Origin of the sequence: Nocardiopsis aegyptia, assembly GCF_013410755.1 — a bacterium.
In the GTDB taxonomy this organism is placed as follows: domain Bacteria; phylum Actinomycetota; class Actinomycetes; order Streptosporangiales; family Streptosporangiaceae; genus Nocardiopsis; species Nocardiopsis aegyptia.
The window spans coordinates 5,169,797-5,193,971 of record NZ_JACCFS010000001.1; the positions used below are offsets into that span (position 1 = coordinate 5,169,797).

The 24,175-nt window shown below is 73.5% G+C and carries 24 protein-coding genes; 11 read left to right on the top strand and 13 right to left on the bottom strand.

Features of this window, described 5'->3' with window-relative positions; all coding sequences use genetic code 11:
- Positions 1-58: 58 nt before the first annotated feature.
- The 3 genes from HNR10_RS23105 to HNR10_RS23115 all read right to left on the bottom strand — a co-directional run bounded on the left by HNR10_RS23105 (position 59) and on the right by HNR10_RS23115 (position 3,589).
- Positions 59-499: a VOC family protein gene (locus HNR10_RS23105; RefSeq protein WP_179826896.1), complete on the bottom strand. Its 441-nt coding sequence runs from the start codon at positions 497-499 to the stop codon at positions 59-61.
- Positions 500-788: 289 nt separating this feature from the next.
- Positions 789-1,592 carry an SDR family oxidoreductase gene (locus tag HNR10_RS23110; protein ID WP_179826897.1) on the bottom strand — a complete coding sequence of 268 codons (804 nt, stop codon included), beginning with the start codon at positions 1,590-1,592 and terminating at the stop codon, positions 789-791.
- Positions 1,593-1,831: 239 nt separating this feature from the next.
- Positions 1,832-3,589, bottom strand: coding sequence for a glycoside hydrolase family 6 protein (locus HNR10_RS23115; RefSeq protein ID WP_179826899.1), 1,758 nt, complete (start codon positions 3,587-3,589; stop codon positions 1,832-1,834).
- A gap of 573 nt (positions 3,590-4,162) precedes the next feature.
- Between HNR10_RS23115 and HNR10_RS23120 the strand changes: the two genes are divergently transcribed.
- Positions 4,163-4,834: a lytic polysaccharide monooxygenase auxiliary activity family 9 protein gene (locus HNR10_RS23120; protein ID WP_179826900.1), complete on the top strand. Its 672-nt coding sequence runs from the start codon at positions 4,163-4,165 to the stop codon at positions 4,832-4,834.
- Positions 4,835-4,935: 101 nt separating this feature from the next.
- Here HNR10_RS23120 and HNR10_RS23125 read toward each other — a convergent pair whose 3' ends face one another.
- The 3 genes from HNR10_RS23125 to HNR10_RS23135 all read right to left on the bottom strand — a co-directional run bounded on the left by HNR10_RS23125 (position 4,936) and on the right by HNR10_RS23135 (position 6,747).
- The gene (locus HNR10_RS23125; RefSeq protein WP_179826903.1) at positions 4,936-5,340 is read right to left on the bottom strand and encodes a MerR family transcriptional regulator; all 405 of its coding nucleotides are present in this window, start codon (positions 5,338-5,340) and stop codon (positions 4,936-4,938) included.
- 104 nt (positions 5,341-5,444) lie between these two features.
- Positions 5,445-6,332 (bottom strand): alpha/beta fold hydrolase, encoded by an 888-nt coding sequence (locus HNR10_RS23130; RefSeq protein WP_179826905.1) that lies wholly within the window; start codon positions 6,330-6,332, stop codon positions 5,445-5,447.
- A gap of 49 nt (positions 6,333-6,381) precedes the next feature.
- Positions 6,382-6,747, bottom strand: coding sequence for a VOC family protein (locus tag HNR10_RS23135; RefSeq protein ID WP_179826907.1), 366 nt, complete (start codon positions 6,745-6,747; stop codon positions 6,382-6,384).
- Between the two features lie 128 nt (positions 6,748-6,875).
- Between HNR10_RS23135 and HNR10_RS23140 the strand changes: the two genes are divergently transcribed.
- Positions 6,876-7,523 carry a TetR/AcrR family transcriptional regulator gene (locus HNR10_RS23140; protein WP_179826909.1) on the top strand — a complete coding sequence of 216 codons (648 nt, stop codon included), beginning with the start codon at positions 6,876-6,878 and terminating at the stop codon, positions 7,521-7,523.
- Between the two features lie 5 nt (positions 7,524-7,528).
- Here HNR10_RS23140 and HNR10_RS23145 read toward each other — a convergent pair whose 3' ends face one another.
- The 3 genes from HNR10_RS23145 to HNR10_RS23155 form a co-directional block, all read right to left on the bottom strand.
- Entirely contained in the window at positions 7,529-8,296 is a 768-nt protein-coding gene (locus tag HNR10_RS23145) for a helix-turn-helix domain-containing protein (RefSeq protein ID WP_179826911.1), read from the bottom strand.
- A 242-nt stretch (positions 8,297-8,538) separates the two neighbouring features.
- Positions 8,539-9,405, bottom strand: coding sequence for an LLM class F420-dependent oxidoreductase (locus tag HNR10_RS23150; protein ID WP_179826913.1), 867 nt, complete (start codon positions 9,403-9,405; stop codon positions 8,539-8,541).
- 53 nt (positions 9,406-9,458) lie between these two features.
- Positions 9,459-10,508, bottom strand: a complete 1,050-nt coding sequence (locus HNR10_RS23155; RefSeq protein WP_179826915.1) for an aldo/keto reductase — start codon at positions 10,506-10,508, stop codon at positions 9,459-9,461.
- On the opposite strand from HNR10_RS23155, the gene HNR10_RS23160 reads away from it, so the two are divergent.
- The 5 genes from HNR10_RS23160 to argG all read left to right on the top strand — a co-directional run bounded on the left by HNR10_RS23160 (position 10,497) and on the right by argG (position 15,485).
- Complete coding sequence (locus HNR10_RS23160) at positions 10,497-11,108, top strand: class I SAM-dependent methyltransferase (protein WP_179826917.1); 612 nt, start codon at positions 10,497-10,499, stop codon at positions 11,106-11,108. The two genes, HNR10_RS23155 and HNR10_RS23160, sit on opposite strands and share 12 nt — an antisense overlap.
- Before the next feature lie 141 nt (positions 11,109-11,249).
- Positions 11,250-12,425: an alcohol dehydrogenase catalytic domain-containing protein gene (locus HNR10_RS23165; RefSeq protein ID WP_179826919.1), complete on the top strand. Its 1,176-nt coding sequence runs from the start codon at positions 11,250-11,252 to the stop codon at positions 12,423-12,425.
- A 49-nt stretch (positions 12,426-12,474) separates the two neighbouring features.
- Complete coding sequence (locus HNR10_RS23170) at positions 12,475-12,819, top strand: hypothetical protein (protein ID WP_179826921.1); 345 nt, start codon at positions 12,475-12,477, stop codon at positions 12,817-12,819.
- Positions 12,820-12,897: 78 nt separating this feature from the next.
- The gene (locus HNR10_RS23175) at positions 12,898-13,914 is read left to right on the top strand and encodes a DNA topoisomerase IB (RefSeq protein ID WP_179826923.1); all 1,017 of its coding nucleotides are present in this window, start codon (positions 12,898-12,900) and stop codon (positions 13,912-13,914) included.
- Positions 13,915-14,033: 119 nt separating this feature from the next.
- Positions 14,034-15,485 carry an argininosuccinate synthase gene (gene argG / locus HNR10_RS23180; RefSeq protein WP_179826925.1) on the top strand — a complete coding sequence of 484 codons (1,452 nt, stop codon included), beginning with the start codon at positions 14,034-14,036 and terminating at the stop codon, positions 15,483-15,485.
- 163 nt (positions 15,486-15,648) lie between these two features.
- Here argG and HNR10_RS23185 read toward each other — a convergent pair whose 3' ends face one another.
- Positions 15,649-16,668 (bottom strand): LacI family DNA-binding transcriptional regulator, encoded by a 1,020-nt coding sequence (locus HNR10_RS23185; RefSeq protein ID WP_179826927.1) that lies wholly within the window; start codon positions 16,666-16,668, stop codon positions 15,649-15,651.
- Between the two features lie 110 nt (positions 16,669-16,778).
- Between HNR10_RS23185 and HNR10_RS23190 the strand changes: the two genes are divergently transcribed.
- The 3 genes from HNR10_RS23190 to HNR10_RS23200 are packed head-to-tail and all read left to right on the top strand — an operon-like array spanning position 16,779 to position 19,574.
- Complete coding sequence (locus tag HNR10_RS23190) at positions 16,779-17,939, top strand: Gfo/Idh/MocA family protein (RefSeq protein ID WP_179826929.1); 1,161 nt, start codon at positions 16,779-16,781, stop codon at positions 17,937-17,939.
- Entirely contained in the window at positions 17,932-18,837 is a 906-nt protein-coding gene (locus HNR10_RS23195) for a DUF6807 domain-containing protein (protein ID WP_179826932.1), read from the top strand. The genes HNR10_RS23190 and HNR10_RS23195 overlap by 8 nt, the downstream gene beginning before the upstream one ends.
- Positions 18,834-19,574 (top strand): cupin domain-containing protein, encoded by a 741-nt coding sequence (locus HNR10_RS23200; protein WP_179826934.1) that lies wholly within the window; start codon positions 18,834-18,836, stop codon positions 19,572-19,574. The genes HNR10_RS23195 and HNR10_RS23200 overlap by 4 nt, the downstream gene beginning before the upstream one ends.
- A 150-nt stretch (positions 19,575-19,724) precedes the next feature.
- Here HNR10_RS23200 and HNR10_RS23205 read toward each other — a convergent pair whose 3' ends face one another.
- Both HNR10_RS23205 and HNR10_RS23210 read right to left on the bottom strand, forming a co-directional pair.
- Positions 19,725-20,834 carry a sensor histidine kinase gene (locus HNR10_RS23205; RefSeq protein WP_312889392.1) on the bottom strand — a complete coding sequence of 370 codons (1,110 nt, stop codon included), beginning with the start codon at positions 20,832-20,834 and terminating at the stop codon, positions 19,725-19,727.
- Complete coding sequence (locus HNR10_RS23210; RefSeq protein ID WP_179826936.1) at positions 20,831-21,505, bottom strand: response regulator transcription factor; 675 nt, start codon at positions 21,503-21,505, stop codon at positions 20,831-20,833. Before HNR10_RS23210 ends, HNR10_RS23205 begins: the two co-directional genes overlap by 4 nt.
- 174 nt (positions 21,506-21,679) lie before the next feature.
- Here HNR10_RS23210 and HNR10_RS23215 point away from each other — a divergent pair, with 174 nt between their 5' ends.
- Positions 21,680-22,300, top strand: a complete 621-nt coding sequence (locus tag HNR10_RS23215) for a D-alanyl-D-alanine carboxypeptidase family protein (RefSeq protein ID WP_312889393.1) — start codon at positions 21,680-21,682, stop codon at positions 22,298-22,300.
- A gap of 116 nt (positions 22,301-22,416) precedes the next feature.
- Here HNR10_RS23215 and HNR10_RS23220 read toward each other — a convergent pair whose 3' ends face one another.
- A complete protein-coding gene (locus HNR10_RS23220) occupies positions 22,417-24,141 on the bottom strand; it encodes a hypothetical protein (RefSeq protein WP_179826938.1) in 1,725 nt (574 codons plus the stop codon).
- Positions 24,142-24,175 lie beyond the last annotated feature (34 nt).

The following is a 24,175-nucleotide window of genomic DNA, read 5'->3' on the forward strand; positions in this document are numbered from 1 at the left end:
GGTACGGCTCCTTCGGGTCCGGGTCCCGCGGGCCGGGTTCCGACGGGTCCCGCGGGTGTCAGGCGAGGACGACGTTCCCGTCCTCGTCCACCCGCCATCCGGGGTTGTGCGCGATCTCCCACACGACCCCGTTGGGGTCCTTGACGTGTGCGTGGAAGACGCCGCCGAACTCGCCCTCCTGTGGTTCCTTGAGGACGCTCGCGCCGGCGTCGACCATCGCGCGCACGGTGGCCGCCACCTGCGCGCGGTCCTCGACGTTGTGCGCGAGCGTCACCCCGGCGGCCCCGGCCGTGCCGGTGACGCCGGCGTGGCCGCCCAGGTCGCGGTCGAACTTCTCGGCGTCGAACAGGCCCAGCAGTAGGCCCGGGGCGATCTGGAAGAAGATGATCTCCCCGGGGACGTCGAGGTGGGGCTCCCATCCGAGTCCGTCCCGGTAGAAGCCGCGGGCGGCGTCCAGGTCGGCGGTGGCGAGCGTGACGAAGTGGACCTGTTGCTTCAAGGCGTCTCCCGGTCGGTGTCGGTCGCACCCACATCCTGCCCGACCGTACCGACAGGGCCGGGGAACCCGGCCCCGGCGGGGCGGCTAGGGCGTGTGTGACGGATGCCGTCCGTCGCGAGCGGCGGAGCCAGTGGTGCTCTCACAAGGCCGAAGAAGGACTGCCCCTACTGTGCGGCTTCGCCGTTGTCGCACAGCGGGGGCCCGGCTGGTTCCCCTGTCGACTGATGAGAACGCAGTGATAGTGCCACTGGGGCGACGCGCAGCAGGACGAGTATCCGTCACACACGCCCTACAGGCCGTGCCTGCGGGCGACCATGCGCAGGATGAGCGAGCGGGGGAAGAGCCGGCGCAGCGCGAACACGACCGGGGCATTGCTGCCCACCGCGTACAGCGGCCTGGGCGGGCGTGCCTCGATCGCGCGCACGATGGTGGCGGCCACGGTGTCCGCCGGGATGCCCTTGTCCTGGTTGGCGTTGAGCGCGGCGAGCATGGTGCGGTACTCCGCGGCGAACGGCGAGTCCGTCCGGACGTACTCCGTGCGGCGCTCGCTGATGCCGGTGTTGATCGAGCCCGGCTCCACGGTCGCCACGCCGACGCCGTAGGGGGAGACCTCGCGGCGCAGGGCGTCGGCGAACCCCTTCATCGCGGCCTTGGACGCCACGTAGGAGGACCGGTAGGCGAGCGGGAAGCTGGCCAGCATGGACCCGACCATGACCACGCGGCCGTACCGGCGGGCGCGCATGCCCGGGAGCAGGAGCTGGGTCAGGCGCACCGCGCCGAACACGTTGGTCCGGAAGAGCCGTTCGACGGCCTCGGGCGGCAGTTCCTCCAGTGGGCCGCTCTGGCTCTCGCCGGCGTTGTTGACCAGGACGTCCACCGCGCCCGCGGCCTTCGCGCAGGCCACGATCGAGGTCTCGTCGGTCAGGTCCAGAGCCAGGTACTCCACGCCCGGCACGGGTTCGGCGACCGCCTCGGGTGCGCGGCTGGTGCCGTACACGCGGTAGCCGCGGCGTACGAGGGCGGCGGCGACGGCGGCGCCGATGCCCGACGACGCGCCCGTCACGAGCGCGGTCCTGGTGGTCTGGTCCGTCATGGGGCCTCTCCTGCCGGATCGGGGGGTGCTGTACCGGCCGGTAGGGGCCGGGGACACCAGTCATACTCCCCGTCCGGTCGGGGCGGAGCCCCGGGTCCGTGCTCTCCGGTCCGTGCCCCGGTCCGTGCCCCGGTCCGGGGCCCACGGCGGCCGGGCCCACGGGCGGGCGCCCGCCCACGCGAGGTGGACGGGCGCCCTGTCCCGGTGCGGCCACCGGGGGTAGGAGGTCGGTCAGGTGGTCACTGCACCGGCGGGTGGGCGTTGGCGAGCAGCTCCTGGAACTGTGCGGAGAACCAGTGGCCGGCGATGGGGGCGTCGGGCAGGGCGCCGCTCATGTTGTCGTTGTTGCGGGGGTTGCCCTCGTAGGTGGGGTCGCACATCCGGTCGAACCCCTTGCCCTCGTCGTTGTCGATCGGCTCGCTGGAGCCGTCCGACTCGCCCGGGGGCTTCATCCACACGTAGGCGTCGATCCCGGGCTCGGGCGCGGTGGTGGGCCGCTCACCCAGTCCGGCACCGGACTGGTTGCACCAGTTTCCGGTGTTGAACCGGCGGTCGTAGCGGCCGCCGTCCACGTAGGCGTTCACGTCGGTCTCCGGGCCGGGACCTGTGGGCCGGTCGGGGCCGCCCCAGCCGTTGCGTGAGGTGTCGATGAGCATGCCGAGGTTCGGGTCGAACCCGTGGTCGGAGATCATCATCTCGCGCAGGCCCTGGGCGAAGGTCAGCTCGTCGACGTACTGGTTCCAGCTGACCCAGTCCGACTGCCGCACCGGGGTGCCGGCGATGGTCTCGCCGATCGCGAAGTTCTCCTCCCGCAGTGCGGAGTAGTTGGCGGTGTTGGCGATGAAGCCGTGCACGTCCTCGGGGGTGGCCCCGGCGGTGTTGGCGGCCTCGGCGAAGATCTCGGCGGAGGCGGAGAGGTTGTCCTCCCAGCCGATCCAGCCGTGGTGGCCGGCGTCGATGTAGTTGTAGACGTTGTCGATCGCGCCGAGCTCGCTCAGCGCGTAGCCCACGCCCTCGACGTAGTTGCCGTTGGCGAGCATCTCGTCGCACTCGGGCGTGGCGGTCTCGCGCGGGGAGACGTTGGTGACCAGGTTGGGCAGCGAGTCGATCTCGATCGTGGTGACGATCCGCAGGTCGGCGTAGGCCGGGTCGGCGAGGATCTCCGCGATCGGGTCGATGTACTCGTTCTTGTACCGGTCGATCTCGTCCGGCCCGAGCTCACCGTTGGAGGCCAGCGCCGCGCAGTCGCGGCCGGGCAGGTTGTAGATCACGACCTGGAAGACGAAGGGGTCCCCGCCGGCCTGCTCCACGGCCTCGTCGAGGTGGTCGCGCAGGCCCATGTCGCCGGTGGTGGGGCTGTCGTTGCCCTCGATGGCGCCGATGCGGTCCATCCACACGCCGGTGGGCTGGTCGGCGATGGCGTCGCCGCCGGGCTCGGAGCGGGCGTTCTCGGCCCAGATGGGGTTGTTGTAGACGTCGGCGCCCACGTAGGGGTTGTCGACGCGGCCGTCCGGGTCCGGGTCGGGGTCCGGGTCGGGGTCCGGGTCCGGCCCTGGATCGACGGAGCCCTCGCACACGACGCCGTTGAGCGTGAACTCGGTGGGGGCGTCGTTGCTGCCGGAGTAGGAGGCGTTGAAGCCGAAGGAGACGGTGCCGTCCGTGGCGATCGAGGCGTTGTGCCCGCCGTCGGTGACCTCCACGGTCTGGCCGCTCTGCGTGTGGCTACCGTTCCAGATATTGGTGATCTGCTGGTTGCCGCCGTACTCCCAGCCCAGGGTCCAGCCGTTGACGGCGTCGCCCAGGTTGGTGATCTCCACGGAGGCGGTGAAACCGGAACCCCAGTCGTTGACCTGGTAGTCGACCTCACAACCGGTGGCCGCGTTGGCGGCGGTGGGTGTGGCGACGGCGAGGCTTGTGCCGAGGACAAGGGCGGACGCGACGGCGAGGCCGCGTCGTGTCCGCGCACGGGGATCCGCGGCGCGCGGGATCGTGCTCATCTCTTCTACTTCCTGTTGAAGGGGGGTCAGGAGGAGCGGTCAGAGTGGCTTATGGAGTTGTCTCGGGGATGGGGCAGGGGAAGGTGCTGAATGGTGAATGAGAAAGAATGCCCGCGTCTGAGCGGAGCCGAAAGGAAAAGGCAGGTGGGAGCGCTCCCAATCGGCGGTCAGCGGGGGGTGTAGGGGATGTGGGGGCAGTGGACACCGCAGTGTCAGTCGGGCCGGGCATGAGGGGGCCGGCGGCCCGAAGCGCTCACAGAACAGTAACGCCCGGTTTGTTGGGTGTAAATACTAAATCACGAACTCGTGTCGCCGCCGGTGTCCCACATCGCCATCCGCGAGCACTTTACTCCCAGGTCAACCGGGAAATTGCGCGTTCTTCGGATTGGTCGATCCGCCGCCGGACGAGCCGGGGTCCGGAGTCCCGAGGGCCGCCCGGGCCGGTCCCGCCGGCGGGGGTGGCGAGAGGTGGGCCAACTCTCTGGTTTGGGTGGGTGTGACGCGGGTAACTACGGCTTCGGGAGCGCTCCCACTCGGCTCGGCTGTCACAAGCCGAGACGTTTGGAGAACGTGATGCACACCAAGAAGGACACGGCAGGACACACCCGTTGGGCGGGCCGCGCGCTCGTCCTGGCCTCGGTGCCCCTGCTCGGACTCACCGCCCTGGCCGCGCCGGCGTCGGCGCACGGCTCGATCGTCGACCCGGCGAGCCGCAACTACGGCTGCTGGGAGCGCTGGGGCGACGACCATCTCAACCCGGACATGGAGCAGGAAGACCCCATGTGCGCGCAGGCGTGGGAGGACAACCCCAACGCCATGTGGAACTGGAACGGGCTCTACCGCAACGGAGTCGGTGGCGACCACCAGGGCCACGTGCCCGACGGCACCCTGTGCAGCGGTGGCAACACCGAGGGCGGCCGCTACGACTCGCTGGACGCCGTCGGCCCCTGGCAGACCACGCCGGTGGACGACGACTTCACGCTCCACCTGTACGACCAGGCCTCGCACGGCGCCGACTACTTCCTCGTGTACGTCACCGAGGAGGGCTTCGACCCCGCCACGGAGCCGCTGGGCTGGGACGACCTGGAGCTGGTCGAGACGCCCGGGTACCACGCGCCCGCCAACGACATCTACATCGACGTCAGCACCACCGGTCGGACCGGACACCACGTCGTGTTCACCGTGTGGAAGGCGTCCCACATGGACCAGAACTACTACCTGTGCAGTGACGTCGACTTCGGCTGAGGCACGTTCGCCCGAAGTACGTCACCCCTGAACGCCGGCCGGGCCCCGCCCCTCCTCCAGGCGGGCGCCCGGCCGGTCGGCCGTGCGCGGCGCCGTCGGCCTCAGCCCGCGGCCTGGTGCGCGCGCTGTCGGCGCAGCCGCTCAGCGAACTCCTCGGCCATCTCCAACTGACGGCGCAGGGCCGAACAGCGCTCGGCGAGGTCGGCCTCGACGGCGTCCAACCGCTCGCTCAGCGCGGCGCGCTCGTCCTCGCCGGTGGTGGGCGAGCCGAGCCGGTCGACGCTCTCCAGCAGTTCGCGGGTCTCCTCCAGGCTGAACCCGAGGGGCTTCATCCGCTTGATGAGCTGGAGCCGGTCCACGTCGGACTCGGTGTACAGGCGGAAGCCGCCGCGCGAGCGCGCGGAGGGCTCCACCAGGGCGACCTCGCCGTAGTACCGGATCGTGCGGAGCGAGAGTCCCGTGCGCTCGGCGACCTCGCCGATCCGCATGTGGTGCGCCTCCGGCACGGCGGGCCTCCTTGTGTGGTCGTGAATCCACCTCCACGTTAGACGCGTTCCCGAGCACCCCGGACCAGGGGCCGTGCGGGGCGTCCGGGCCGGACCGGGCGCGTTCAGTCGCCCAGGGCCCGCTCCAGGGCGAGGGCGAAGTCCTCGGGGTGGGACTCGAACCCCCCGTGGTCGCCGGGGAAGTCCGCGGGGTCGGTGGCCAGTGCCGCGGCCAGGGCAAGACCGATGCCGTGGATGGTCTGTCCGACCGACTCCCGGCCCAGTGCGACCACCACGCGCGGTGCGCCCGTGGCCAGGGCGGCGGTGTCCGGGACGTAGCGGGAGAGCGGGCGCAGGCCGTGGCCGAAGAAGTAGTCGAAGTTGCCGCTGACCCGGGCGAAGGTCGCGGCGGCCCCGGTGCCGTCGACGTCCCGGCCGTTGCCCTGGGAACCCGCGGAGTCCCGCGGGGCCTCGGCGCCGTCCGGGGCCTGCGGGTGGTGCGGGTCGTCGGAGTCCAGGCCGTGCATGCCCAGGAAGCGGGCGATCGCGGCCTCCACGCCGTCGCGGACGTAGGTGTCGTAGACCTCCTGGTCCTGGGCCAGGGCGTGGGAGGGATCCTCCAGCAGCATGAGGCACGGCGGCTCGTGCGCGACGACCGTGTGCACGAGGTCGGGGCGCAGGGCGGCGAGCGCCAGGCCGATCTGCGCCCCGCCGCTGGTGCCGAACACCCGCGCGGGGCCGCCGCCGAGTTCGGCCACCAGCCGCGCGGCGTCCTCGGCGTGGAGTTCGACGTCCTGGTCCCCGGGCTCTCCGTCCAGGGCGCTGCGGGAGTTGCCGCGCGGATCGTAGGCGACGGTGGTGTAGCGGTGGGACAGCAGGCGGGCGGGTGCGGCCAGGACTCCGGCGTCCTGCGGTCCGCCGGGGATCATCAGCAGTAGGGGGCCGCTTCCGCGGACCTCGTAGTGGATGCGGGCGCCGGGGACCTCGAGGACTCCGGTCTCGGGCTGGTGCATGGGGTGCTCCTCATGGGCCGCGCCGCCGCGGGCGGCCGGTGGTCGCGCGTCAGCGGTCGGTGATCACCATGCGGTTGCCCTCGCTGTCGCGGAACTCGGCGAAGGTGGTGCCGGGGGCCCACGGCGCGTCCTGGGGCTCGCTCACGATCTCCACGTCGTGGTCGCGCAGGCCCTTGACCGCGCCGGGGACGTCGGCGTCGACGAGCACCAGGACGGGGTCGTCGGAGGGCTCGTCGTTCTCGCGCCGCAGGAAGTGCAGGTGGGTCTCGGCGCCGGGGAAGGCGAGTTCGACCCAGCGCCATCCGTCGTCGCCCATGGGGGCGTCGGCCGCGACGGTGCAGCCCAGGGCGCGGGTGTAGAAGGCGATGGCACGGTCCTGGTCGACGACGGGCAGTTCGGCGAACTTGACGCGCATGGCGGACTCCTCGGGTGGTGGCCGCGGCCCAGAACGGAACTGGACCGTCCAGTACTCTTCTTGTGTCAAACTAGACCGTCCAGTACCAATGGGTCAAGTATGGGCGACCGACACCCGAAGGAGTGAGTGTGAACGTGCCGGACCAGGCCGCAGGGACGACCCGCTCGGCGCGCAAGCGCCGGGAGATCCTGACGGCCGCCCAGGGGGTCTTCCTCGACCGCGGCTACCTCGGCACCAACATGGACGAGATCGCCGCGCTGTCCGGGGCCTCGAAGCAGACCGTCTACAAGCACTTCGGCAGCAAGGAGGCCCTCTTCGTCGAGATCGTGCAGACCATGACCGCCGAGGCGGGCGACGCCGTGCACCAGCGGATCCCCGAACCCGAGCGCGCCGAGGACCTGGCCCCCTTCCTGGGCGAGTACGCCCTGCGCCAGCTCACGGTCGTCCTCACACCCGAGCTGATGCGGCTGCGGAGGCTGGTGATCGGCGAGGTCGGCCGGTTCCCCGACCTGGCCCGCGCGCTCTACGACGGCGGCCCGCGACGCGCGATGGCGGCGATGGCCGCGCTCTTCGCCCGCTTGTCCGACCGGGGCCTGCTCGCGGTGGCCGACCCGGACACGGCCGCCGCGCACTTCAACTGGCTCGTGATGTCCGCGCCGGTCAACGACGCCATGCTGCTGGGGGACGACGCGATCCCGGACGAGGCGGAACTGCGCCGCCACGCCGCCGAGGGCGTCCGGGTGTTCCTGGCCGCCTACGGCTCCAAGGACGGTTGATCGGCTCACCCGTGTCCCGCCTCGCCGCCGGCCGCGGCGAGGCGGAGACCGGCGCGCGGCTCGGGCGACGCGTCCCAGACCGACGGGCGGAGCGCGCTCACGCGGTGCCCGCTCACCTCGGCGGGCACGATCCGGACGCAGATCTCGCGTTCGCCCGCGCTCCACGGGCACACCGGTGCGGCGGCGTGCGCGGCGTGCGCCTCGCGGGAGTCCCTGATGAGGGTGGCCGGTCCCGTGACCAGGACGGTCCACCCCTTCCACGGTGTGCCGACGAGCCGGTCCGCCTGGAAGCCGACGTCGTGCGCGCCGCCGTCGTGGGTCAGGGCACGCGCGAGCGCGCCCACGGCGGACGCACGGAAGCACACGTCCGAGCCGATGAGGGCGTAGTGGACGGGCTGCACGAGGGGAACGCGGCCCTCGGGATCGACGAAGGCGACGCGTCCCACTCCGCCGTGCTCGATCAGGGCCATGCACTCGTGGCGGGTCAGGGCGACCACGAGCGTGCGCGTCCCGGGCGGCGCCGCCTGTTCCGGCGTCGCCTCGTCGGCGGCGCCCAGCAGCTGGTCGGGCGTGGTGCGCAGGGCTTGGGCGAGGCGGTACATCGCACTGTGGGTGAGCAGGGGGGTGTACTCCTCCACATAGGCCACGTAGCCGGGCGCCATGCCGGCGCGTTCGGCGACCTCCTCGCGGCTGAGCCCGATCTCCACGCGGCGCAGCGCCGCCCGGCGGCCGAGATCGCCCGTGCTGTGCCCGTTGCCGTGTGCGTCGACCATCGTTCTCATCCCCGACCGTACGAAGGGGCGGTCCGGTGACCACGGATGCGTGCCGAACCCCCTCGTGACCAGGCTCGCCTCCGGTGGGGAGCCCGGCGAGAAGTCGTTGGGCCGTCCACACGCGACGATGGTCCCGGCCCCGTGCGACCTTGGGCCCGGGGCGGCCGCCTTCGCCGCCGGCCACGGGGGTCGGGGCCGATGGTGCGGCGGCCCCGCGGGCGTGGCGGCGTGGCCGGTGCCGGTCAGGCCCCGGCGACCTCGGGGACCGCCGAGCCCAGCAGGGCGACGAGCTCCTCGGGGTCGGAGAAGCCCCGGCCGTAGACGTAGACGACGGTGAACCCGGTGGCGCGCAGGTCGAGCAGCCGCCGGACCAGGGCGTGGGCGGTGGTGCCGTGCTCCACGGCGAGCGTCGTGGTCTTCTCCACGCTCTCGTAGTCGCGGCCGACCTCGTCGCAGTGCCGCCGCAGCACCCGCAGCTTGTGCCCGGCCTCGGGTCCGGTGAAGATGTTGCAGGCGTCGGCGTACCGGGCGACCAGGCGCAGCGTCCTGCGCTCCCCCGACCCGCCGATCATCAGGTACGGGCGGGGGGCGCTGAGCGGCCGGGGCGAGTCGAGGGTGCGTTCGAGCCGGTAGTGCTCGCCCTCGAAGGGCTCCTCGCTCTCGCTCCACATCTGCAGGGTGATGCGCAGCGTCTCCTCCAGACGCTCGAAGCGCTCGGCCGTGGACGGGAAGCGGATGCCCAGCCCGCGGGCCTCGGCCTCGAACCACGCCGCGCCGATGCCGAGCCCCGCCCGGCCGCCGGAGAGCACGTCGAGCGTGGTGACCTGCTTGGCCAGCACCCCGGGGTCGCGGTGGACCACACCCGTCACCAGGGTGTGCAGCAGGACCCGGCTGGTGTGCGCGGCCAGGAACCCCAGGGTGGTGTAGGCCTCCGGCATCGCGTTCTCCACCGGTCCGAAGGCACCGCCGAGCTGCCAGAAGTGGTCCATGACGGTGACGCGGGCCAGCCCCGCGTCCTCGGCCCCGCGCACCGCGCGGACGAGGGCGGGTGCGAGTTCGGGGGTGCCCCCGGTCCAGGTGAAGTCGGCGACGTGCAGTCCGAGGTCCATCGGATCCTCCCGAATCGCGTGTGCGGTGCCTGTCCTGTCCGCCGACCGTGAGCCTACTGTGTCGAGGCCGTCGCGCCCCACCAGATGTTGACGTCGGAATCGACCGCCCACCGGTCGATGGCGCGCAACTCCTCCTCGGTGAAGTCCGGCGCCTCCACCGCCGCCAGGTTCTCTTCCAGTTGCCGGACGCTGGAGGCACCGATCAGCGCCGTGGTGACCGTGCGCGGCCCCTGGTCGCGCAGCACCCACGCGATCGCCATCTGCGCGAGGGTCTGGCCGCGTTCGGCGGCGATCGCGTCGAGGGCGCGGACTCGTTCCAGGACGTCCTCGGAGAGCATGTTCTCCCGCCAGCTGGGCCGTCCCACGCCGGCGCGGGAGTCGCTGGGCACGGAACCGTCCAGGTAGCGGGAGGTCAGCAGGCCCTGGGCCAGGGGGGAGAAGGCGACCACGCCCATCCCCTCCTCGGCCGCGGCCGCCAGCAGGCCGTCCTCGACCCAGCGGTTGAGCATGGAGTACGAGGGCTGGTGGACGACCAGGGGCGTGCCCAGGTCGCGCATGATCGCCGCCGCCCGGCGGGTCGCCTCGGGGGCGTAGGAGGAGATCCCGGCGTACAGGGCCCGGCCGGACACCACGGCGTGGTGCAGGGCCAGCATGGTCTCCTCCAGCGGGGTGTCGGGGTCGGGACGGTGGCTGTAGAAGACGTCGACGTAGTCCAGGCCCATGCGCGCCAGGGAGCGGTCGAGCGAGGACAGCAGGTACTTGCGCGAGCCGCCCTGCTGGTGGGGGCCCGGGCCCATGACCCAGCCGGCCTTGGTGGTGATGACCATCTCGTCGCGGTAGGGGCGCAGGTCCAGGTCCAGGATCCGGCCGAAGTTGGTCTCGGCCGAGCCCTTGGGCGGTCCGTAGTTGTTGGCCAGGTCGAAGTGGAAGACGCCGAGGTCGAAGGCGCGGCGCAGGATCGCGCGCTGTCCCTCCAGGCTCCGGTCGTCGCCGAAGTTCTGCCACAGTCCCAGCGACAGGCGCGGAAGCCGCAGCCCGCTCCTGCCGCACGCCCGGTACTCCAGTGACTCGTACCGGTCCTCGCGCGCCACGTGTGCCTCCATGCTCGGCGTCCCCTCCAGTGCTGTTCACCCGTCGTCCGCGGCCCTCGGCGATTGTGCCAGAGCACGCCGGGCGCGGGTGCGGGGCGGGGCGCCGCGACCGTGCGACCACGCCCGGTGGCCTTCCCGGACTACCCCCGGACGGTCTCCTCGGTGACGGCGGTCGAGCCCGAGCCCTACCTGCGACGGGCCGCCCGGGAGGGGGCCGCGCGGGCCGGGATCCCGATCACGGTCGTCGACGGGCTCGCCGAGGCCCTGCCCCTGCCCGACGCCTCGGTCGACGCGGTGGTGGCCACACTCGTGCTCTGCTCGGTCCCCGACCAGGACCGCGCGCTGCGCGAGGTCCGCCGGGTGCTGCGGCCCGGCGGGCGGCTGTGCTTCCTCGAACACGTGCGGGCCGCCACCCCGGGCGCGCGGCGGGTCCAGCGACTCCTGGACGCCACCATCGGGCCGCGCCTGCTCGGCGGCTGCCACAGCGGGCGGGACACACTGGCCGCGATCGAGGCGGCCGGGTTCGCCCTGGACCCCGTCGAACGCTTCCTCTTCCCCCGCGCCCGGACGCCCGTCTCCTCCCACGTGCGCGGGGAGGCCCGGCCCGCCTGAGCCGCACAGGCGCCATGTGTTCGCGCGACCGCATCCGGGTAGTGGGGGCGCACGGGCGCCCGCGCCCGCTCGGCGCCCCGCCGCACGGGGCCCGGCGCGGCGGGTGCCGGGGCCCGCCGGCCGAGTCGGTGAGGGGGGACCATGAAGGCGGTGGTGTGGCACGGGACCGCCGACGTGCGGACCGAGCAGGTGCCCGACCCGCGCGTCGAACGGCCCGACGACGTGCTGCTGCGCGTCACGAGCTCGGGCCTGTGCGGGTCGGACCTGCACTTGTACGAGCTCCTCGGGCCCTTCATGCACGAGGGCGACATCCTGGGGCACGAACCCATGGGGGTGGTCGAGGAGACCGGGGCCGACGTCACCTCGCTCCGGCGCGGGGACCGGGTGGTGGTCCCCTTCCAGATCTCCTGCGCCCGGTGCGCCATGTGCGCGGCGGGACTGCAGACCCAGTGCGAGACCACCCGGGTCGAGGAGCAGGGCACGGGGGCGCGGATCTACGGCTACAGCTCCCTGTACGGGTCGGTCCCCGGCGCCCAGGCCGAGTACCTGCGCGTGCCCCGCGCGGAGGCCAACGTCCTGAAGGTGCCCGCGCAGGGGACCGACGACAGGTACGTCTACCTCTCCGACGTGCTGCCCACCGCCTGGCAGGCGGTGCGGTACGCCGACGTGCCCGAGGGCGGATCCGTCGCCGTGCTGGGGCTCGGGCCGATCGGCGACATGTGCTGCCGGGTCGCGCGCCACCTGGGCGCGGGCCCGGTCTTCGGCATCGACCCGGTCCCCGAGCGGCGCGGGCGCGCCCAGGCCAGGGGAGCGCAGGTGTTCGATCCCGGGCAGGACCCGGTGGCGGAGATCCGCGAGCGCACCGGCGGGCGCGGACCAGACGCGGTCATCGACGCCGTCGGCATGGAGGCGGACGGGCACGGTCCGGTGCGCCTGGTACAGAAGGTCGTGTCGATGCTGCCCAAGGGCGCGGCCGCCTCGCTGATGGAGAGCGCGGGGGTGGACCGCCTCTCCGCGCTGTACACGGCCGTCGACCTGGTCCGGCGCGGAGGGACGATCTCGGTCGTGGGCGTGTACGGCGGTATGGCCGACCCGCTGCCGATGATGACGCTCTTCGACAAGCAGATCCAGGTGCGCATGGGCCAGGCGAACGTGCGGCACTGGGCGCCGGAGATCCAGCCGCTGCTGGAGGGGGGCGACCCGCTCGGCGTCGAGGACTTCGCCACCCACCACCTGTCCCTGGACGAGGCCGCACACGCCTACGCGATGTTCCAGAAGAAGGAGGAGGGCGCGGTCAAGGTGCTCTTCCGCCCCTGACCGCGCCCCGCCGAGCACACCGACGGAACCGGACCCGAGGGGGGAGTCCATGAGCGAGAACACGCCGGAGAGGCCGCAGGACCCGATCAACCCGGACGAGGCCGACTGGGAGGAGGCGGGGCTGCCCGCCCAGGAGGACGCCACCGAGGACGCCGCGCTGCCGACCGACCGCGAGGGTCCGGCCCCCATGGGAGGGACGGCGGACGTGTACGCCTCCGAGGGCGGGCGGTCGCTGGACGACGCGCTGGAACAGGAGGTGCCCGACCGGCCCGAGGCCGGGGGCAGTGCCGCGCCGAGCGAGGAGGAGGCCGCCGGTCAGGGCGGGGACGAGCGCAGGGCCGCCCACAGCGCGGAGGAGCAGGCCGTCCACGAACGGACCGAGGAGGGCCGCTAGGACATGTCCGGGGCAGGCCCGTCCCGCCGCGCGAGGCCCCGACGGCGCCCGTCGGCCACGGGCTAGGGGGGCTGCACGATGCGCCGCAGCGACCCCGACGCCGCGGGGATCACCCGGGTCCGGCGGGGCCGGGGGTTCCGCTACTACGGCCCCGACGGAGCGCCCGTCACCGATCCGGAGGAACTCGGGCGGATCCGCGACCTGGCCGTTCCCCCCGCCTGGCGGCAGGTGTGGATCTGTCCCGTGCGCGAGGGCCACATCCAGGCCCGCGGCACGGATGACGAGGGCCGCCTCCAGTACGTGTACCACCCGGAGTGGCGCCGGCGGCGCGACAGGGAGAAGTTCGAGGACGTCCTGGCCTTCGCCGAGCGCCTGCCCCGGATCAGGGCGGCGGTCGCCGGGCACCTGGACCGGCGCGGGCTCGACCGTGAGCGCGTCCTGGCCACGGCGCTGCGGCTGGTCGACCTGGGCCTGCTCAGGGCGGGCGGCGAGGCCTACGCGGCCCGCAACGATTCCTACGGGGCGGCCAGCCTGCTGCGCGAGCACGTGCGCCGCACGCGCGGGACGGTGGTGGTCGAGTTCCCGGGCAAGTCCGGGCGGATCTGGCGGTTCGTCTGTGCGGAGCCGGGTGTGCACCGCGCGGTGGCGGGACTGCAGCGCGTGCGCTCGCCGGGGCAGGGCCTGTTCGCCTACCGGGACGGCGAACAGTGGCGCGAGGTGCGCAGCGAGGACCTCAACGCCTATCTGAGCGAGGTCGCCGGGGCGGACCACACGGTCAAGGAGTTCCGTACCTGGCACGCCACGGTGCTGGCGGCGATCGGGGTGGCGGTGGCAGGGGAGGTCGGGGACGCGGCGGCGCGCGCCCGGCTGGTGGCGCACGTGACCCGTGAGGTGGCCGCCCACCTCGGCAACTCCGAGGCGGTGGCGCGGGACTCCTACATCGATCCGCGGGTCTTTCGCCTGCACGAGCGCGGTGTGACGGTCTCCGCGTCGCTTTCGGCGCTGGGGTGCGAGGCCGCCCCGGGCGAGCCCGCGACCCGGGGGCGCGTGGAGCGGGCGGTGCTGCGGATGCTGCGCGAGCACCCCGACGCCTGAGCGGGGCGGGCCGTGCCGGGGGAGTGGGTCGTGCCGCCGGGAGGGGGGACGCGCCACATGCGGCCACGGCTCCCACGTCCGATTTGAATGATCATTCATCTTCGTGCATACTTATTTCCATGTCCAAGGTACTCACCTCTCTGCCCGTCGGTGAACGTGTCGGGATCGCCTTCTCCGGAGGCCTCGACACCTCCGTGGCGGTCGCGTGGATGCGCGAGAAGGGCGCCGTCCCCTGCACCTACACGGCCGACATCGGCCAGTACGACGAACCCGACATCGCCTCGGTGCCCGGTCGCGCCAACGACTACGGCGCGGAGCTCGCCCGGCTGGTCGACGGTCGCGCCGCCCTGGTCGAGGAGGGGCTCGCGGCACTGGCCTGCGGGGCGTTCCACATCCGCTCCGGCGGCCGCACCTACTTCAACACCACCCCGCTGGGCCGCGCCGTCACCGGCACCCTGCTCGTGCGAGCGATGCTCGAGGACGGCGTGCAGATCTGGGGCGACGGTTCCACCTTCAAGGGCAACGACATCGAGCGGTTCTACCGCTACGGGCTGCTCGCCAACCCCTCCCTGCGCATCTACAAGCCCTGGCTCGACGCCGACTTCGTGCACGAGCTCGGTGGGCGCAAGGAGATGTCGGAGTGGCTGACCGAGCGCGACCTGCCCTACCGGGACAGCGCGGAGAAGGCCTACTCCACCGACGCCAACATCTGGGGCGCCACGCACGAGGCCAAGGCCCTGGAGCACCTCGACACCGGCATCGAGATCGTCGACCCCATCATGGGCGTGCGGTTCTGGGACCCCGAGGTCGAGATCCCCACCGAGGACGTCACCATCGGCTTCGAGCAGGGCCGTCCGGTGACCATCAACGGCAAGACCTTCGAGTCCGCCGTCGACCTGGTCCTGGCGGCCAACACCATCGGTGGGCGCCACGGCCTGGGCATGTCCGACCAGATCGAGAACCGCGTCATCGAGGCCAAGAGCCGCGGGATCTATGAGGCCCCGGGCATGGCGCTGCTGCACACCGCCTACGAGCGGCTGGTCAACGCGGTGCACAACGAGGACACCGTCGCGGCCTACCACAGCGAGGGCCGGCGCCTGGGCCGGCTCATGTACGAGGGCCGCTGGCTGGAGCCCCAGGCGCTGATGGTGCGCGAGTCGCTGCAGCGCTGGGTGGGCACGGCGATCACCGGCGAGGTGACGCTGCGCCTGCGGCGCGGCGAGGACTACTCGATCCTGGACACGGCCGGCCCGGCGTTCAGCTACCACCCGGACAAGCTCTCGATGGAGCGCACCGAGGACTCCGCGTTCGGCCCGGTCGACCGCATCGGCCAGCTGACCATGCGCAACCTGGACATCGCCGACTCCCGCGCCAAGCTGGAGGAGTACTCCAGGCTCGGCATGGTGGGCGACGACTCCCACCCCACGTCGATCGGCGCGGCCCAGGCCGCCTCGACCGGCCTGATCGGTGCCATGCCCGAGGGCGGTGCCGAGGCGATCGCCTCGCGCGGCCAGGGCTCCGAGGACGCCGACCTGCTGGACGCCGCCGCCTTCGACGCCGGCAACGACTAGCGCTGCCCACGCGGTGAGCACCCCCACCGACGCCCCGCCCGGACTCCGGGCGGGGCGTCGGCCGTCTGCGGGCTCGCCGTCGGCCGTCCCCGCGGTCGCGCCAGGGCAGGGTCCTGGCGGTCCTTCGGAGGGGTTCGCTCACCCCGGCGCGCCCTCCGGCGACTCACCACAGGCGCGGGGCCGGGCCGGTGGACTCGCGCCAGATGATCCGGTTCAGGGGCTCGGCCGAGAGCTTCGGCTCGGTTCCGCGGACCGTGGCGACCAGGCGTTCCATGGCCTCGGCGCCCAACCGCTCCCGGTCGACGTCGACCGTGGTGAGCGCCGGCGACAGGTACGCGCCCACCGGGTCGTTGTCCCACCCCGTGACACTGAGGTCGCCCGGCACGCTCCAACCGCGGTCGAGGGCGCCGCGGACCACGCCCGCCGCGACCACGTCGTTGCCCGCGATGACGGCGGTGACCCCGCTGTCGGCCGCCAGCATGCGTACAGCCTCGCGGCCGGACTCCGGCGACCAGTCGCCGTCGACCACGCCGTGCGACTCCAAGCCCAGGCGTTCGACGGTCGCCAGGTACGTGCGCTTGCGCTCCCGGGCCGAGGCGAAGCCCAGCGATCCGGACACGTGCAGGAAGCGCCGGTGCCCGCGCTCGGCCAGGCCCTCGACCAGGTCGGCGACGATCGAACCGTCGGCCAGGCCGCCGATGCCCCGCATGTCGTCGTCGAAGTCGGCGGAGACCACCACGGGCGCGCCGCCCTCCTGCGGCCGGTCGGCGTCGGGGGCGAGCGGCGCCAGCGCCAGGACTCCCTCCACCTGACCCGATCCGGCGAGTTCGCGCGTGCGTTCGGTGCGGGCCGCGGCGTCGCCGTCCACGCTCAGCACCTCGACCACGAAGCCCGCCGCGTGACCGGTGGCGATGGCTCCGGCCAGCGTCCGGTCCGGGCTGAAGGACCCCACGCTGGGCAGCAGGACCGCCAGGCGCCCGGTCCGGCGCGTGCGCATCGACCGCGCGATGAGGTTGGGGCGGTAGTCGAGCTCGCGGATCGCGGCCTCCACCAGCTCACGCGTCGACTCCTTGAGCCCTCCGTCGAAGCGCAGGTAGCGCGAGACCGTCTGGTGCGAGACCCCCGCGACGCGGGCGACCTCCTTGAGCGTCGGCCGGCGCTGCGGTGTGTCGGACGTGGCCATCGGACCTGCCTTCGTGGACGGGGGCACTGTTGACATCGGATGTGAACGATCACTATCTTAGGCCGCGCCAGAGATAGTGAACGTTCACTTTTCGACCTTCAGAGGTGCCCGTGCCAGATCCCAGTCCCCCGATCCGCGTGGCCCTCGTCGGGAGCGGCGGCATCGCCCGCGGCGTCCACCTCCCGGCGCTCGCCGACATGGGCGAGAGGGTCGAGGTCACCGCCCTGGTCGACCCCGACGAGGCGCTCATGGCCCGGACCGCGGCCGAGTGGCGCGTGCCCGGCCGCTACACCGACCTGCACGCCATGCTCGCCGCCGAGTCGCCCGACCTCGTCGTCGTGTGCGCCCCGCCCGCCGCCCACAAGGACACGGTCATCGCGGGCCTGGACGCCGGCGCCTGGGTGTGGTGCGAGAAACCGCCCGCCCTCTCCCTCGCCGAGTACGACGAGGTCGCCCGACATGAGGGCGGCGAAGGCGGTGAGGGTGGCGAGGGCGGCCCCTTCGCGAGCTACGTCTTCCAGCACCGGTTCGGTTCGGGCGCCGAAGGGCTGCGCCACCACCTGGCCCAGGGCACGCTCGGCCGCCCGCTCGTGGGCGTGTGCAACACCCTCTGGTACCGCGACGCGGCCTACTTCGAAGTGCCCTGGCGCGGCCGGTGGGACACCGAGGGCGGCGGCCCGAGCATGGGGCACGGCATCCACCAGATGGACCTCATGCTCTCGCTGCTCGGCGACTGGACCGAGGTGACGGCGGTGATGTCCACGTCCGCACGGGAGACCCAGACCGAGGACGTGTCGATGGCGATCGTGCGCCTGGCCTGCGGCGCGACGGTCTCCGTAGTCAACAGCCTCCTCTCGCCCAGGGAGACCAGCTACCTGCGCTTCGACTTCGAGCACGCCACGGTCGAACTGGAGCACCTCTACGGCTACGACAACGCGCACTGGCGCTGGACGGCGGCACCGCACGTCGACGACGGCGACGCGGCGGTCGCCTCCTGGCGGCCGGAGGAGGACGTACCCAGTTCGCACAGGGCGCAGCTCGCGGCCCTGCTCGACTCGATGGAACGGGGCGAGCGCCCCCGCGCCGGCGGACACGACGGGCGGCGCGCGCTCGAACTCGTCACGGGCATGTACCGCTCGGCGATCCGCGGCGAGACCGTGCGGCGCCGCGACCTGACCCCCGACAGCGGCTTCTACCACGCCATGCACGGGGGCGACCCGCGCGCCGCGGCGTCCGCCCTCACCCGAACGGAGACCGGAACCAGTGTCTGACGGACCCGCCCTCACCCGGACCGACGACGACCTCACCGTGACCGCGTGCGGGACCGAGATCGCCCGCTACGTCCTGCGGCCCGACGCCCCGGCCGTCGAGGCACCCAAACCCTTCCTCCACCCCCTGCGCACACTCAGCGGCGCGCCGCTGACCGCCGCGCGCCCGTGGGACCACCGCTGGCACAAGGGCCTGCAGATGACCTGGTCCCACGTCTCCGGACAGAACTTCTGGGGCGGACCGACCTACGTGCACGGCCAGGGCTACGTCTGGCTCGACAACGTCGGATCCATCCGTCACGAGCGCTTCGGGAGCGTCGAGGAGCACGACGGCGAGGTCGCCTGCACCGAGGACCTGACCTGGCTGAACTCCCAGGGGGAGCGGTGGATCACCGAGGTCCGCACGCACCGGTTCCACTCCGTGGACCGCGACCGCGGCCTGTGGGCCCTGGACTTCTCGACCGCGCTGACCAACGTGCGCGGCGGCGCGCTCGAACTCGGCAGCCCCACCACCGCCGGGCGCCCCGCCGCCGGCTACACCGGGCTGTTCTGGCGCGGCCCGCGCGCGTGGACCGGCGGCGACGCGGTCAGCTCGGCCGGGCACCGCGGCAACGACATCATGGGCACCCGGGCGGACTGGATCGCCTTCAGCGGACAGCACGACGAGATCGACGGCGGGGCGACCGTCCTCGCCTTCGCCGGTACCAGCACGGGCGCGGTACCGATCACGTGGTTCCTGCGCTCGGAGCCCATCCCCGTGTTCAGCCCCTCGCCGTCCTTCGACCGGACGCTCACCCTCGCGCCGGGCGACGTGCTCGCGCTCCGCCACCGGCTGGTGTTCGTGGACCGGCCGTGCGCCGACGAGGAGATCACGGCCCTGGCCGAGGAGTTCACGCCATGAGCACACCGCGCTTTCCCGGCGGCACCGCCGTCAGCGGCCTCCGGGTCTACGAGTGGGAGGCCGCCGACGGCCTGCACGGCGGCACGCCGCACATGCACACGGCGTCGACGGAGGCCTACGTGGTCGCCGCCGGGCGCGGGGAGGTGCACACCGTCACCGGGCAGGGGGCGCAGGCGGCGGAGCTGTCGGCCGGCACCGTCCTGTGGTTCGGTCCGGGCACGGTGCACCGCCTGGTCAACCACGGCGGGCTGGAACTCACCGTGGTCATGCAGAACGCCGGGCTCCCGGAGGCGGGCGACGCGGTGTTCACCTTCCCGCGCGAGGTGCTGGCCGACCGGGAGGCCTACGACGCCGCCGCGCGGCTCTCCCCGGACGCGTCCGAGGAGGAGCTCGGCCGACAGGCCAGGGCGCGCCGCGACCTCGCCATGGAGGGCTACCTCGAACTCGTCGCGTCGGTCGGGGCGCACGGCCAGGAGGCCCTGCGCGAGTTCCAGCGGCACGCGGCGGCGCTGGTCCGGCCCCGGGTCGCGGCGTGGCGCCGGATCTGGCAGGAGAACGTGGAGCGCGAGGCGGAGCTGACCCGGGACCAGCTCGCGGCGCTGGCACGGGGCGAGCCCGGCCTCATGCACGACGCCGCGCTGGTGCGCACCGAACCGCGTCCGGGGCCCAGACGCTTCGGCATGTGCGGACGGCTGCGCACCTGGCAGCCACGGGACGGCGAGCCGGAGCAGCTCTGACCGACCGCGGACGGCCCCGGGACTCCGGCCCCGGGACTCCGGCCCCGGGTCCGTCCGCGGCCCCACGTGCCCCACGTGCCCCCTCGCCCCCGCTCCCGGCTCGCCCTGGACCCGTGGCGCCCTCCCGGCCGAGTGATGTGATGACCGTGGCTACCGGCGCTCCGGCTCCCCGGGGCCGGGCAGAGTGACCGTGACCTCCAGCCCTCCGCCCGCGCGCGGACGCAGTTCCAGCGTGCCGCCGTGCACCGCGACCACCCGGGAGACCAGCGCCAGCCCCAGACCGTGGCCCTCACCGTCCCGCCGGGTGCGTCCCTCACCGCGCAGGAACGGCTCGGTGAGCCGGGCGGCGCCCGCCTCGGTGTGCACGGTGCCGGTGTTGGCGACCCGCAGGACCGCGCTGCCGTCGCCGGTACGGCCGGTCGAGCACCACGCGGTGCCGCCCTCGGTGTTGTGCCGCACGGCGTTGCGCAGCAGGTTGTCGGCCATGCGCACGAGCAGTTCGTCGTCACCGCGGGCCGCGGCGGGGCACAGGTTCCTCTCCAGGGCGACGCCGCGCCGCTCGGCCTCCGCCGCGATGTCGGCCATCGCCCGCCAGGCCGCGTCGGCCAGGTCGACCGGGCCGGAGGCGGCGGTGACGGCGTCCACGGCGGCCAGCCGCAGCAGGGCGTCGGTGAGGCCGACCGCGCGCTCGTTGACGAGGTCCAGGCGCTCCAGCAGCACGGCGTGGTCGTGGTCGGGATCGCGCCGGGCCACGTCGAGCATGGTCGCGGTGATCGCCAGCGGGGTGCGCAGTTCGTGGGAGGCGTTGGCGGCGAACCGCTCCTGGGCGGAGAAGGCGTCCTGGAGCCGGTCGAGCATGTGGTCGAAGGCGTCGGCGAGCCGGCGGAACTCGTCGTCGGGCCCCTCCCAGCGGATCCGGTGGTCCAGGCGGCCGGTGGCGGCGACCCGGACCGCCGCGTCGACCCGGCGCAGCGGGCGCAGGATCCACCCCGCCAGGAACCAGCCGCCGACCAGGCCGATGACGGCCAGGACCAGCAGCACCACCCCGGAGACCTGTACGAGGGCCGTCAGGATCTGGCCGCGGGAGGTGACGCCGAACTGCCGGCTCGGGTCGGAGGTGGTCAGCGGATAGGCGGGCAGGAAGCGCAGGACCGCGTACACCCCGGTCATCACGGTCATCCCGGCCAACACGAGGAACCCGGCCAGCGCGAGCGTGAGGCGCTGGCGGGCGCCGAGCCCGCGCCGCGCCGGCCGGTTCACGCCCCGCTCCCGGGGACCACGAGGCGGTAGCCGACCCCGGGCACCGTGATGATCGGATCCGGGGCGCCGAGGGCCTTGCGCAGGTGGGACACGGCGACCCGGGGCGCCGTGGTGAAGGGGTCGGCGTGCTCGTCCCAGACCTTCTCCAACAGGGTCTCCGCCGTGACGACGGCCCCGTCGGCGCGCAGGAGCGCTTCGAGGACCGCGAACTGCTTGCGCGGCAGGCGCAGCGGGCGCTCGGCCCGGTGCGCCTCCCGCCGGTAGGGGTCCAGCCGCAGGTCGCCGGAGACCAGCACGGGATCGACCGCGGCGGCGGGCCGCCGGGCCAGGGCGCGCAGGCGCATCACCAGCTCCTCCAGGGCGAACGGCTTGGTGAGGTAGTCGTCGGCGCCCAGAGTGAAGCCGTCGACCTTGTCGCGCAGCCGGGCCGCGGCGGTGAGCATGAGCACGCGGGTGCCGGGGTGGTCGCGGACCAGCACGGCGCACACGTCGTCGCCGTGCGTGCCGGGGATGTCGCGGTCCAGGACGACGGCGTCGTAGTCGTGGACGGCGATGCGCTCCAGGGCCTCGTCGCCGTCCAGGGCGAGGTCGGCGGCGATGGCCTCCTGGCGCAGGCCCGACTGGAGGGCCTCGGCCATGAAGGGCTCGTCCTCGACCACCAGCACGCGCATGCGACGTCCTTCCTGCTCACAGGCGCCCCGGCGGGCGACTCAGGGTCCGAGTGTAGGAGAGGACCGTGTTGCGTCAGTGTTGCGAGAAATCCCAACACTGGCGCAACACCCCTCCTGGTGGCCTGGTCGCTCAGCGCCGGGCGTCGGGCCCGGCCCGGAGTGGAGGGGGACGGTGTGGTGCGATCGCGTCGGTCCACGGTGGTCGCGGCCCTGGCGGTGACGCCGCTGGCGGTCGCCGTACTGGCGGGAGCCTGTACGGCGGGCGGCTCGGCGGACGGGAAGTCGGGCCGGGCTCACGGCGACGGAGGTCCCGGAGCGGCGCAGCGGATGCCGGTCACCCGGCTGACGCCGCTGACCGAGGCGGACGGCTACGTCCCCGAGGGCGAGGGCCTGGAGGTGTCGGCCGAGGTCCCGGCGCTGGAACGGCTCGACCCGGAGCTGTGGGCGGCCGTGCGCGAGGCGGCCGCCGCGGCCGAGGCCGAGGGCGTGGAGGTGGTCGTGACCAGCGGGTGGCGCAGCGAGCGCTACCAGCGGTTCCTGCTGGAGGCGGCCGTGACGACCTATGGGAGCGAGGAGGAGGCCGCCCGCTGGGTGGCCACCGCCGAGGAGTCCTCGCACGTGACGGGGGACGCGGTGGACGTGGGGTACACCGACGCCGCGGACTGGTTCTCGCGGTTCGGCTCGGAGTTCGGGCTGTGCCAGACCTACGCCAACGAGCTGTGGCACTACGAGCTCGCCGTGGAGCCGGGCGGGGAGTGCCCGCCCCCGGCCACGGACGCCGCCGAGGGCTCGTGAGGCCGGTGGCCGGCGCCCACGGGTGGCGTGACTCGGCATAAGGCGGTCCGGAGCCTGCGGGGCACGCGAACGTGTCGCGCCGCCGCGGAGCCGACACCGTTCTGCACGGGACCCCGTCAATCCGTGAGCGAGGTCATCGGGTCGCCGTGGACATTCACCGCACTCACCGTGACGGCCCCGTCGGGCGGGCCGTCGCCGCGCCGGGGCCCGTCCGCGGCCAGGACGGGGCCGTCCCCGCCCCCCTCGACCGCGCCCGACACCCGCAGACCGGCGACCTCGCGCGAGGCCGCCGCGAGGTAGTGCCACCGGCCGGCGTCCGACTGCCACCAGGTACCCGCCGCCACCTGGCGATTCAGGTTGCTGCACTCCCATCCTCCGTGGCGCTCCCCGGCGGTGATCGTCTCGGTGCCGTCCTCGGTGTCGGCGACCAGGACCGCGCGGACCAGGCCGCCGCCGTCGTGCGTGCCGTAGCGCACGCACACCCATCGGCCCGTGCCTCCGCCGGGCAGGTCCTGCTCGGCGAACTCCCACGCCGTCGCGGCGGACACGCTGCCGCTGGGCGCCTCGCCCGCGCAGGCCACCTCGCCCCACAGGTCGAAGCCGTGCTCGGGGTCCAGCACTTCGTGCGGGCCCAGACGGCGGATCGGGGTGGGCGGGGGCGGCATGTACCCCAGGTGGGCGGTGGAGCCGCCGCCCAGGTCGACCACGGTGTAGGGCTGTCCGTGCGCGACCTCGGGGGCGCGCAGCCGCAGGACCGGGCCGGTTCCACAGTGCTCTGCGACAGGCAGGGGGCCGGTCACGCCGTGCTCGTCCCACTCCGCGGCCGACCACCCGTCCTCCGCAGCGCCCAAGGACGCCCACGCCGCCTCGGTGACCCACGGAGGTAGCAGGTAGCGCGCGCCCTCGGCCGTCTCGGACAGGCGCAGCGCGGGCCAGTGCGCCACCCCGTTGGCGGGTTCGGCGAACACCTCGACCTCCGCGTCGCCCCCGTCCCGGGTGTACCTGGCGGTCCACGGGGCGTCGTGCAGCAGCACCACCTCGCGGCCGTCCACCCGACCGGCGAACACCAGTCGAGGGTCCCGCGGCGCCTGGCCGCGCTCGCTCCAGGCGGCCACGGCCTCGTCCACCAGGGCCTCGTCGCCGGTGGCGTCGCCTCTGGCGTGCCACACCGTCAGGTCGAGCCGGAAGCTCTCCCGCCACGCCCGCGTGTTCGTGAGCGCTGTCACCGTCACCTCCGGGGACAGCGGGTCCACCTGCCGCGCGGAGGGAGCAGAACCGGTCAGGGCCGCCGCCAGGCCCAGGGAGAGCCCGACGGCTCCCGCCATGAGCAGGAGTGGACGTCCTGGGGGCGCACCGCGCCCGCTCACGCGTACCACGGTGGGATCGGGCGGGCGGAAGCCGTCCGGAACGGCGACCGCCCGGTCCAGGGCCCGCTCGGGGTCGCTCACCCCGACGGACCGAAGGAGTGCGATCGCCCGCTCGGGCGCCAGCCGTTCGATCCGCACCAGGGCGAACCCCGCACGCGCGGCCGGATCGAGCCCGTCCAGGGGTGCCAGGGACGACGCGAGCGGTCCGGGACCGTCGACGGGGGCGACGCGGAGCCCGGTGCGGCGGTGCGTGCCCCGGAGGCGCAGGGCACGCCGCAGGACCCGGCGGCGGACCCGCGGGTACTCGTGTGCCCGGGGATTGCGCCGTCCCCACGGCAGGGCGGTGGTCACCGCGCGGTGCGCCTGTTGCAGCAGGTCGTGGGCGGGAGCATGCCCGGACAGGGTGAGCAGGGCGAGCAGGACCAGGTTCCGGTAGGGGTCACGGGGGAGGGGTTGCTCCGCTGGGTTGGGCATCGACGCTCCTCGGGGTCGTTCCGCCCGACCCTAG